11 protein-coding genes are annotated in these 10,596 nt (G+C 25.6%); 6 read left to right on the top strand and 5 right to left on the bottom strand.

Annotation, left to right across the window (positions count from 1 at the left end; translation table 11 throughout):
- Nucleotides 1-26: 26 nt before the first annotated feature.
- Genes bcCo53_RS05565 through bcCo53_RS05555 form a run of 3 tightly spaced genes read right to left on the bottom strand, consistent with a single transcriptional unit; the run spans nt 27 to nt 1,612 of the window.
- Nucleotides 27-533 (bottom strand): chromosome replication/partitioning protein, encoded by a 507-nt coding sequence (locus bcCo53_RS05565; protein WP_246938418.1) that lies wholly within the window; start codon nt 531-533, stop codon nt 27-29.
- Between the two features lie 51 nt (nt 534-584).
- Entirely contained in the window at nt 585-1,352 is a 768-nt protein-coding gene (locus bcCo53_RS05560) for a ParA family protein (RefSeq protein ID WP_025408996.1), read from the bottom strand.
- Complete coding sequence (locus bcCo53_RS05555; protein ID WP_025408997.1) at nt 1,349-1,612, bottom strand: hypothetical protein; 264 nt, start codon at nt 1,610-1,612, stop codon at nt 1,349-1,351. Before bcCo53_RS05555 ends, bcCo53_RS05560 begins: the two co-directional genes overlap by 4 nt.
- A 452-nt stretch (nt 1,613-2,064) precedes the next feature.
- On the opposite strand from bcCo53_RS05555, the gene bcCo53_RS05550 reads away from it, so the two are divergent.
- Complete coding sequence (locus bcCo53_RS05550; protein WP_025408999.1) at nt 2,065-2,640, top strand: plasmid maintenance protein; 576 nt, start codon at nt 2,065-2,067, stop codon at nt 2,638-2,640.
- Nucleotides 2,641-4,220: 1,580 nt separating this feature from the next.
- Here the strand turns inward: bcCo53_RS05550 and bcCo53_RS05545 are convergent.
- Nucleotides 4,221-4,856 (bottom strand): hypothetical protein, encoded by a 636-nt coding sequence (locus bcCo53_RS05545; RefSeq protein ID WP_025409000.1) that lies wholly within the window; start codon nt 4,854-4,856, stop codon nt 4,221-4,223.
- Nucleotides 4,857-5,687: 831 nt separating this feature from the next.
- Between bcCo53_RS05545 and bcCo53_RS05540 the strand changes: the two genes are divergently transcribed.
- Nucleotides 5,688-6,323, top strand: coding sequence for a hypothetical protein (locus bcCo53_RS05540; RefSeq protein ID WP_025409000.1), 636 nt, complete (start codon nt 5,688-5,690; stop codon nt 6,321-6,323).
- A gap of 1,580 nt (nt 6,324-7,903) precedes the next feature.
- On the opposite strand, the gene bcCo53_RS05535 is transcribed toward bcCo53_RS05540, so the two are convergent.
- Nucleotides 7,904-8,479, bottom strand: coding sequence for a plasmid maintenance protein (locus tag bcCo53_RS05535; RefSeq protein WP_025408999.1), 576 nt, complete (start codon nt 8,477-8,479; stop codon nt 7,904-7,906).
- A gap of 220 nt (nt 8,480-8,699) precedes the next feature.
- Between bcCo53_RS05535 and bcCo53_RS05530 the strand changes: the two genes are divergently transcribed.
- Genes bcCo53_RS05530 through bcCo53_RS05515 form a run of 4 tightly spaced genes read left to right on the top strand, consistent with a single transcriptional unit; the run spans nt 8,700 to nt 10,524 of the window.
- Nucleotides 8,700-8,930: a hypothetical protein gene (locus tag bcCo53_RS05530; protein ID WP_025408998.1), complete on the top strand. Its 231-nt coding sequence runs from the start codon at nt 8,700-8,702 to the stop codon at nt 8,928-8,930.
- Nucleotides 8,931-8,932: 2 nt separating this feature from the next.
- Nucleotides 8,933-9,196, top strand: a complete 264-nt coding sequence (locus bcCo53_RS05525) for a hypothetical protein (RefSeq protein WP_025408997.1) — start codon at nt 8,933-8,935, stop codon at nt 9,194-9,196.
- Nucleotides 9,193-9,960, top strand: coding sequence for a ParA family protein (locus bcCo53_RS05520; RefSeq protein ID WP_025408996.1), 768 nt, complete (start codon nt 9,193-9,195; stop codon nt 9,958-9,960). The genes bcCo53_RS05525 and bcCo53_RS05520 overlap by 4 nt, the downstream gene beginning before the upstream one ends.
- 51 nt (nt 9,961-10,011) lie before the next feature.
- The gene (locus tag bcCo53_RS05515) at nt 10,012-10,524 is read left to right on the top strand and encodes a chromosome replication/partitioning protein (protein ID WP_241766593.1); all 513 of its coding nucleotides are present in this window, start codon (nt 10,012-10,014) and stop codon (nt 10,522-10,524) included.
- Nucleotides 10,525-10,596 lie beyond the last annotated feature (72 nt).

Raw genomic sequence — 10,596 nt, 5'->3', positions numbered from 1 at the left:
TTATCACTCACAGATACTATCTCAGATTATAAATGATTCCCAATTATCCAATAATATTTAAGCAAAAATTTTTCTAATTTTTGCTTATTTTTCACAAGAATCAACTGCTTTTCCTTATCTTCCAAATTTAATTTAATAATAACAGGCTTACACATTGAAGAACTCTTCTTGACTCGTATATCGTTAATGATTTTATTCAAAGAACCCTGTATAATATCCTGTTCCTTTACATCCTCTTTCTCTAAATAAGCACCTATTCTAATATATTTATATATCATCGTCCTACTAAACTTATAATCTAAACAAAATTCATAAAAATAATCATACCCATCAAATCTATATAATTTATTCTTTTTGATCTCATAAAGCGCCTTAGCTAATTCTAATTTATTAACGGCTTCTTCTAAAGTTCTAGCCTTAATTTCTTCTTTAAGTTGCTTATATCTTAATAATCGAGCCTTTTCTTTTCCAAAATCACCTTTAAATTGAGTAATATCTCCTACCCTACTCTTAATAGTATTAAGTATATCCATTTTTATCTTTATTCCTTAGACATAGATATTTGTAAACTGGTTTACAAATATCTATGTCATCCTTATATTTTCAATACCCTCAATAACTTCGGCTACCCTTAAATACTCATTATAATACCTCTCACTTTCCCGGGGCTCCAATCTATAAGTAATCATCTTCTGAATAGCAGCACTTCTATGAATTTTAATTGGAACATATTCTTGATAAAGCTGTTGCAAACTATCAAAAAATTCTTTCTTTATTTTTCTATTTTCCTCGTAAAGGGTCTGAATAACATAATAGCTCTTAAAATCCTGTTTCTGATAAGCGCTAATAATCTCTTGCATTTTACTTTTCAAAATATCATAACTTTCTATCGCCCAAAGCTCTGCTGGCAAAGGAATAACAACCTTGGTAGCAATCATCAAAGAATTAATAAGTTCCTTATTAACTGATGGTGGGGTATCAATTAATATATAATCATATTTATCGAAATAAGGGGTCAAAATTGTTTTCAACTTATATTCTTGCCCAATAATATTTTCTCCTGAAAACTGAGAAAGCCTAATATGCGATGGGGCAAAATGCAAATCATCTGTTATCTCATGCACAATACTCATAAAAGACTTTTTAGATTTTAATACCTCGTAAATATTATATTCTTTTATATCGACTTTATTTTCAAAATAAGGAAGAAAATAAGAAGTAACACTAGCCTGAGAATCAATATCTATAAGCAAAGTCCTATACCTTTTGGAAAAAATATACCCCAACATTATTGCTGTTACACTTTTGCCAACACCGCCCTTAATTGAAGATATTGTTATAATATCTCTCATCTTATACCCCTAGAATCTAAACACTTAAATCTCTTATCATAAAAAAGTTTATCTAAATTATCTTCAGCAACTAAGAGCTCTTCAGATAAAGAATTAATAACACCAATATCTTTTGCCTTAACTGAAATGTTAAGTTTTTTAATCTTATTTTTTATTGTAAAATAAGAAATATTATTAACTTTAGCTAAAAAAAGAGGAGTATAATATCTTTTTCCATTACATTCAATAAAAACATCTTGTAAATTTATTTTACCGACCAAACTTAACTACCTTGCTGCCATTCTTTTTTTAGCTTATCTTTAATAAGGTTTTGGGCCTCTTCACTTAAAAGCAATTCTCTTTTTTTAAAAAATAAATCTTTAGAAGAAATTACACCTTCAATTTTATTTTTTTTATATATCTAGAGAGATAAGAAGAATCACTATATCCCATCTCTTTTGAAAATTCTTTCAAATTTTTTAAAGAGTTTAAAAAATTTAATGTAATTCGCACAAAATTTAATCTCCCAAAAAAGATTTCATTAATATCGAAAATTATTACATAATATAACCAATTTTATTATAAACTATGAACATCATTTTGTAAATCAAATTGACAAAATAACTTTTTTAGTATATAAATTATATTAAAGTTAATTTTGTCTTTTTTTAACAAAGAGATAAAAAAGACCTAAAGTTAAGGTCTTAAACAAACTGAAATAAAGGATAAATCGATGAAAAATTTAAATTTCTTTTTATATAATAACAGCAAACTCAAGAAAAATCAAGTTAGATTAATAAAACTAATTTCTATCCTAAAATATCTCAATAAAAATAAGTTAGGATATAACCAACAAGACATACTCAATCTAGCTAACTTTTTTCTCAAAAAAGAAGGTTATTCGATAATTAAAATGAAAACATTGCAAAAAGATTTGGGCTTCCTGAAAAAAAATAATGTAATTAAAACGTTTATAATAAGACTTGGAGAATACAAAGGTTCAAAAACAAAGTACATGCCCAAAATAAACGCGTATCAAATATTAAAGCAAATATTCAACTCAACAGAAGAACTACTAGAAAAAACATTCAATATTATATACAAACTAAGCAAAAAGAAAACCAATGAAAAAAATAGAACAAAAAATAGTAGTGTATATAATAATATATATAATAATATATATAATAAGGAAAAAACGAGAATAGAAAAAGATAATAAACAAAAATGGACAATAGAAAAGATATTAGAAAAATACACACTACATGGAAAGATACGACAAAAAAAGGCTGAAGCCCAAAACACAATATAAAAACAAAGAGAAAAAGATACTCAAAAAAATCAAAAAATTTTAATGTCTAAATTTGCAGTAATACTTTCAATAAGTCTAATAGAAAGAAATGTAAAAAGCACATGTATAAAAAAGGACATACAGTAAACATCATAAGAAAACTCACAAGCCAAAGTAACGATCAACCCAATAATAGCAGAACTATAAAAAAACAAATATACAAAAATTCATACGAAATGCTACAAATCAAAAACACTCACTACTCAAATCACCAAAAAATATTTTGACTAAATCACAATATTGAAAAGATACCAACAATAAAAAAAATGTTCATATACTATCTATAAAGACATAACTACTGATCTTAAATTATAAAAATTTAAAGGAAAGTATAAACATCAGGACACAAAAATATGCCTTATATAGACATATAGACTAAAATGACACTCCACCAACCAGATTTGAGCTACCATTTTACTATATTTCAAGAAATAAAAGATAAAAATCAATAACAATTGTAATATGTGTTGTAATAACCTAAGAAGAAGTTAAAACGAGGTCAAATACAATATCTTGAGCTAATAATTAAATTAAAAAATGACTATTATCATGCTTTATAAGAAAAAAACAAACAAATAAAATTGTACTAAGAAAAAAAACAAAAATATTTATAGAAAAGATATTTCATTAAATTTCTTCAAAAGAAGATTTTCATTCAAGACAATAAATTCCACTTCATAGCATACAAATAAAAAGAAAACCCCTTGGGGAAGGGGATTATTTAAAAGAATGTATGGTATGAAGTAAATATTGATAATAAATTCTTTTAATTTTAAAAAAGGAGAATATTTAATAACTAAGTATTAATTCAAAAATTAATCATTTCAAGTTTTGCTTAAACATTGTGCAATTTTTTAGAAAGATTTGAAATATTAAAATTCCTTAAGGTGGATATATAGTTTAAATACTATCTTTTACTAATAGTCTATATCCAACGTTAGAATCCTAGAAGATAATAAGAAACTATTCATTTCACAAAATGATATAAGGTTTTATTTAGTTTATAGTCTCAAAACAACTGTCTTATTTGCAATATCGGATTGTTAATTTTACAATTAACCTGACATAAGCATTTATTACATGAATGGCCAATAACTTAATTGGAGAGCCTGACCTTAATAATTTTGCTTCATATTAACTTAAGAGATGAAACTAATATTGTTCTTATTGTGATTTTCAGGGTTTACCATGTCTAGAATAACCTTTAGTAGGTATATATATACCTACTAAAGGTTATTCAGAACTTAATAAGAGAAAGCCCCTACTCCTACGTCTTGTTTTGGAGAGGATTGATAGGAGTGTTGGGGACTGTTGATAGAATGCTTTCTACCTTATTTATATCTGTCTATAATATTATTTTATTTTTTTAATTTTGTAAATATTTTTAAATAATTTTATTATTTTCATATAAAAACGCACAACATAAATAATTTTTACACAATTGGTAGTGTAGACAAGAATAAGCAAATTAATAATAATGTGGTATCTATAAGTTATTCCCGAATTCTACCATTGTAATTTACAATAATACTTACAATATATCATTGTACTCGACCTACTTTTTTTATTGCTTTTAGAAGTCTCATTTGACCTGTCTGTAAGGAAGAGATTTTTCTTTTATGACTTTTAAAATTCAATTCTTGGTTTATTTTTTTATTCAATTTTTGCATTTCTTTAATCTCTAAGAGACTTGGTTCATAATCGATCCATTTTTTATCTACCCACCCTTTTTCCCATTCATAATAGCTCTCATTGTAATTAGTTCCATTAAACTCGTCGAAATGCCTTGAAAGGGCTGATATTAACTTTGCACCATACTGAAGCATTTTATTCGTTTCTGTTTTTGTGATAAACTCATCATAATCATAAGCTTGACCTGTTTGCATATTAATGATATCAACAATTAGTTTAAAAATATTTATGCAGTTCATTGCTATATTGCCAAATGGAAGATCCGGACTGCTTAAACATTTGATATTGACTTCGTATTTATTCTTTAAACTCCTAGGTATTTTGAAGAAGTCAACTATAAACCCATCAACTTTGGCTTTGTAATTTGCCTCATACTGAGAATTGCCGAAAAAGGTTTCTCGATTACCCTCGATAATATAATTATCATAATTCAGTATCATAGGCAATTTTCTTTCTTGAATATTATCTTGCTTAATATTTTCCATCTCATACCCTCAGAAATTAAAAATTCTTTCTTTTATCTTTAATATCATACATTATTATAATATATATTAAATAAGAATGAATACAAATAGCTAATAATTTTTAGTATATATTTTTTGATTAGCAGAAAATTGACGTCCATTTATTCGAAGCTATTTTTTATATTCGATATTGTTTTTTTGCGGGTTTGTGATAGATTTAATTTATCTTTAACCTTTAACCATTTATAAGAAACTTTGAGCAAGCAATTTTCTCAAAGTTTCTTATTGCTTTATAAGCATCATATAATGCGATCAATCTTGACAATTTATCAACGATAATATAATGGTTAAATACTACTTAAGTATACTTAATAAGTTTGAATTGATTTTAATTTTTTAAGAACAATTATCCATAAATTAGTACGTATGTTTTGTTATCTTGTTGGATCATTGCTTTCTTTTTATGGTAAAATATCTATCAATAAAATCAATTCAAACTTATTAAGTATACTTAAGTAGTATTTAACCATTATATTATCGTTGATAAATTGTCAAGATTGATCGCATTATATGATGCTTATAAAGCAATAAGAAACTTTGAGAAAATTGCTTGCTCAAAGTTTCTTATAAATGGTTAAAGGTTAAAGATAAATTAAATCTATCACAAACCCGCAAAAAAACAATATCGAATATAAAAAATAGCTTCGAATAAATGGACGTCAATTTTCTGCTAATCAAAAAATATATACTAAAAATTATTAGCTATTTGTATTCATTCTTATTTAATATATATTATAATAATGTATGATATTAAAGATAAAAGAAAGAATTTTTAATTTCTGAGGGTATGAGATGGAAAATATTAAGCAAGATAATATTCAAGAAAGAAAATTGCCTATGATACTGAATTATGATAATTATATTATCGAGGGTAATCGAGAAACCTTTTTCGGCAATTCTCAGTATGAGGCAAATTACAAAGCCAAAGTTGATGGGTTTATAGTTGACTTCTTCAAAATACCTAGGAGTTTAAAGAATAAATACGAAGTCAATATCAAATGTTTAAGCAGTCCGGATCTTCCATTTGGCAATATAGCAATGAACTGCATAAATATTTTTAAACTAATTGTTGATATCATTAATATGCAAACAGGTCAAGCTTATGATTATGATGAGTTTATCACAAAAACAGAAACGAATAAAATGCTTCAGTATGGTGCAAAGTTAATATCAGCCCTTTCAAGGCATTTCGACGAGTTTAATGGAACTAATTACAATGAGAGCTATTATGAATGGGAAAAAGGGTGGGTAGATAAAAAATGGATCGATTATGAACCAAGTCTCTTAGAGATTAAAGAAATGCAAAAATTGAATAAAAAAATAAACCAAGAATTGAATTTTAAAAGTCATAAAAGAAAAATCTCTTCCTTACAGACAGGTCAAATGAGACTTCTAAAAGCAATAAAAAAAGTAGGTCGAGTACAATGATATATTGTAAGTATTATTGTAAATTACAATGGTAGAATTCGGGAATAACTTATAGATACCACATTATTATTAATTTGCTTATTCTTGTCTACACTACCAATTGTGTAAAAATTATTTATGTTGTGCGTTTTTATATGAAAATAATAAAATTATTTAAAAATATTTACAAAATTAAAAAAATAAAATAATATTATAGACAGATATAAATAAGGTAGAAAGCATTCTATCAACAGTCCCCAACACTCCTATCAATCCTCTCCAAAACAAGACGTAGGAGTAGGGGCTTTCTCTTATTAAGTTCTGAATAACCTTTAGTAGGTATATATATACCTACTAAAGGTTATTCTAGACATGGTAAACCCTGAAAATCACAATAAGAACAATATTAGTTTCATCTCTTAAGTTAATATGAAGCAAAATTATTAAGGTCAGGCTCTCCAATTAAGTTATTGGCCATTCATGTAATAAATGCTTATGTCAGGTTAATTGTAAAATTAACAATCCGATATTGCAAATAAGACAGTTGTTTTGAGACTATAAACTAAATAAAACCTTATATCATTTTGTGAAATGAATAGTTTCTTATTATCTTCTAGGATTCTAACGTTGGATATAGACTATTAGTAAAAGATAGTATTTAAACTATATATCCACCTTAAGGAATTTTAATATTTCAAATCTTTCTAAAAAATTGCACAATGTTTAAGCAAAACTTGAAATGATTAATTTTTGAATTAATACTTAGTTATTAAATATTCTCCTTTTTTAAAATTAAAAGAATTTATTATCAATATTTACTTCATACCATACATTCTTTTAAATAATCCCCTTCCCCAAGGGGTTTTCTTTTTATTTGTATGCTATGAAGTGGAATTTATTGTCTTGAATGAAAATCTTCTTTTGAAGAAATTTAATGAAATATCTTTTCTATAAATATTTTTGTTTTTTTTCTTAGTACAATTTTATTTGTTTGTTTTTTTCTTATAAAGCATGATAATAGTCATTTTTTAATTTAATTATTAGCTCAAGATATTGTATTTGACCTCGTTTTAACTTCTTCTTAGGTTATTACAACACATATTACAATTGTTATTGATTTTTATCTTTTATTTCTTGAAATATAGTAAAATGGTAGCTCAAATCTGGTTGGTGGAGTGTCATTTTAGTCTATATGTCTATATAAGGCATATTTTTGTGTCCTGATGTTTATACTTTCCTTTAAATTTTTATAATTTAAGATCAGTAGTTATGTCTTTATAGATAGTATATGAACATTTTTTTTATTGTTGGTATCTTTTCAATATTGTGATTTAGTCAAAATATTTTTTGGTGATTTGAGTAGTGAGTGTTTTTGATTTGTAGCATTTCGTATGAATTTTTGTATATTTGTTTTTTTATAGTTCTGCTATTATTGGGTTGATCGTTACTTTGGCTTGTGAGTTTTCTTATGATGTTTACTGTATGTCCTTTTTTATACATGTGCTTTTTACATTTCTTTCTATTAGACTTATTGAAAGTATTACTGCAAATTTAGACATTAAAATTTTTTGATTTTTTTGAGTATCTTTTTCTCTTTGTTTTTATATTGTGTTTTGGGCTTCAGCCTTTTTTTGTCGTATCTTTCCATGTAGTGTGTATTTTTCTAATATCTTTTCTATTGTCCATTTTTGTTTATTATCTTTTTCTATTCTCGTTTTTTCCTTATTATATATATTATTATATATATTATTATATACACTACTATTTTTTGTTCTATTTTTTTCATTGGTTTTCTTTTTGCTTAGTTTGTATATAATATTGAATGTTTTTTCTAGTAGTTCTTCTGTTGAGTTGAATATTTGCTTTAATATTTGATACGCGTTTATTTTGGGCATGTACTTTGTTTTTGAACCTTTGTATTCTCCAAGTCTTATTATAAACGTTTTAATTACATTATTTTTTTTCAGGAAGCCCAAATCTTTTTGCAATGTTTTCATTTTAATTATCGAATAACCTTCTTTTTTGAGAAAAAAGTTAGCTAGATTGAGTATGTCTTGTTGGTTATATCCTAACTTATTTTTATTGAGATATTTTAGGATAGAAATTAGTTTTATTAATCTAACTTGATTTTTCTTGAGTTTGCTGTTATTATATAAAAAGAAATTTAAATTTTTCATCGATTTATCCTTTATTTCAGTTTGTTTAAGACCTTAACTTTAGGTCTTTTTTATCTCTTTGTTAAAAAAAGACAAAATTAACTTTAATATAATTTATATACTAAAAAAGTTATTTTGTCAATTTGATTTACAAAATGATGTTCATAGTTTATAATAAAATTGGTTATATTATGTAATAATTTTCGATATTAATGAAATCTTTTTTGGGAGATTAAATTTTGTGCGAATTACATTAAATTTTTTAAACTCTTTAAAAAATTTGAAAGAATTTTCAAAAGAGATGGGATATAGTGATTCTTCTTATCTCTCTAGATATATAAAAAAAAATAAAATTGAAGGTGTAATTTCTTCTAAAGATTTATTTTTTAAAAAAAGAGAATTGCTTTTAAGTGAAGAGGCCCAAAACCTTATTAAAGATAAGCTAAAAAAAGAATGGCAGCAAGGTAGTTAAGTTTGGTCGGTAAAATAAATTTACAAGATGTTTTTATTGAATGTAATGGAAAAAGATATTATACTCCTCTTTTTTTAGCTAAAGTTAATAATATTTCTTATTTTACAATAAAAAATAAGATTAAAAAACTTAACATTTCAGTTAAGGCAAAAGATATTGGTGTTATTAATTCTTTATCTGAAGAGCTCTTAGTTGCTGAAGATAATTTAGATAAACTTTTTTATGATAAGAGATTTAAGTGTTTAGATTCTAGGGGTATAAGATGAGAGATATTATAACAATATCTTCAATTAAGGGCGGTGTTGGCAAAAGTGTAACAGCAATAATGTTGGGGTATATTTTTTCCAAAAGGTATAGGACTTTGCTTATAGATATTGATTCTCAGGCTAGTGTTACTTCTTATTTTCTTCCTTATTTTGAAAATAAAGTCGATATAAAAGAATATAATATTTACGAGGTATTAAAATCTAAAAAGTCTTTTATGAGTATTGTGCATGAGATAACAGATGATTTGCATTTTGCCCCATCGCATATTAGGCTTTCTCAGTTTTCAGGAGAAAATATTATTGGGCAAGAATATAAGTTGAAAACAATTTTGACCCCTTATTTCGATAAATATGATTATATATTAATTGATACCCCACCATCAGTTAATAAGGAACTTATTAATTCTTTGATGATTGCTACCAAGGTTGTTATTCCTTTGCCAGCAGAGCTTTGGGCGATAGAAAGTTATGATATTTTGAAAAGTAAAATGCAAGAGATTATTAGCGCTTATCAGAAACAGGATTTTAAGAGCTATTATGTTATTCAGACCCTTTACGAGGAAAATAGAAAAATAAAGAAAGAATTTTTTGATAGTTTGCAACAGCTTTATCAAGAATATGTTCCAATTAAAATTCATAGAAGTGCTGCTATTCAGAAGATGATTACTTATAGATTGGAGCCCCGGGAAAGTGAGAGGTATTATAATGAGTATTTAAGGGTAGCCGAAGTTATTGAGGGTATTGAAAATATAAGGATGACATAGATATTTGTAAACCAGTTTACAAATATCTATGTCTAAGGAATAAAGATAAAAATGGATATACTTAATACTATTAAGAGTAGGGTAGGAGATATTACTCAATTTAAAGGTGATTTTGGAAAAGAAAAGGCTCGATTATTAAGATATAAGCAACTTAAAGAAGAAATTAAGGCTAGAACTTTAGAAGAAGCCGTTAATAAATTAGAATTAGCTAAGGCGCTTTATGAGATCAAAAAGAATAAATTATATAGATTTGATGGGTATGATTATTTTTATGAATTTTGTTTAGATTATAAGTTTAGTAGGACGATGATATATAAATATATTAGAATAGGTGCTTATTTAGAGAAAGAGGATGTAAAGGAACAGGATATTATACAGGGTTCTTTGAATAAAATCATTAACGATATACGAGTCAAGAAGAGTTCTTCAATGTGTAAGCCTGTTATTATTAAATTAAATTTGGAAGATAAGGAAAAGCAGTTGATTCTTGTGAAAAATAAGCAAAAATTAGAAAAATTTTTGCTTAAATATTTATTGGATAATTGGGAATCATTTATAATCTGAGATAGTATCTGTGAGTGATAAGGTTTTTTGGGTTAGGCATTATTTATATTTATACTAAACACTTATTAGCTA

Source organism: Borrelia coriaceae (assembly GCF_023035295.1).
GTDB lineage: Bacteria > Spirochaetota > Spirochaetia > Borreliales > Borreliaceae > Borrelia > Borrelia coriaceae.
This window is presented reverse-complemented; position numbering and strand designations above follow the sequence as displayed.

Excerpts from the sequence above, each read along its gene's own strand:
- bcCo53_RS05565 (WP_246938418.1), bottom strand. The coding sequence starts at position 533 with ATGGATATACTTAATACTATTAAGAGTAGGGTAGGAGATATTACTCAA.
- bcCo53_RS05560 (WP_025408996.1), bottom strand. The coding sequence starts at position 1,352 with ATGAGAGATATTATAACAATATCTTCAATTAAGGGCGGTGTTGGCAAA.
- bcCo53_RS05550 (WP_025408999.1), top strand. The coding sequence starts at position 2,065 with ATGAAAAATTTAAATTTCTTTTTATATAATAACAGCAAACTCAAGAAA.
- bcCo53_RS05545 (WP_025409000.1), bottom strand. The coding sequence starts at position 4,856 with ATGGAAAATATTAAGCAAGATAATATTCAAGAAAGAAAATTGCCTATG.
- bcCo53_RS05540 (WP_025409000.1), top strand. The coding sequence starts at position 5,688 with ATGGAAAATATTAAGCAAGATAATATTCAAGAAAGAAAATTGCCTATG.
- bcCo53_RS05535 (WP_025408999.1), bottom strand. The coding sequence starts at position 8,479 with ATGAAAAATTTAAATTTCTTTTTATATAATAACAGCAAACTCAAGAAA.
- bcCo53_RS05520 (WP_025408996.1), top strand. The coding sequence starts at position 9,193 with ATGAGAGATATTATAACAATATCTTCAATTAAGGGCGGTGTTGGCAAA.
- bcCo53_RS05515 (WP_241766593.1), top strand. The coding sequence starts at position 10,012 with ATGGATATACTTAATACTATTAAGAGTAGGGTAGGAGATATTACTCAA.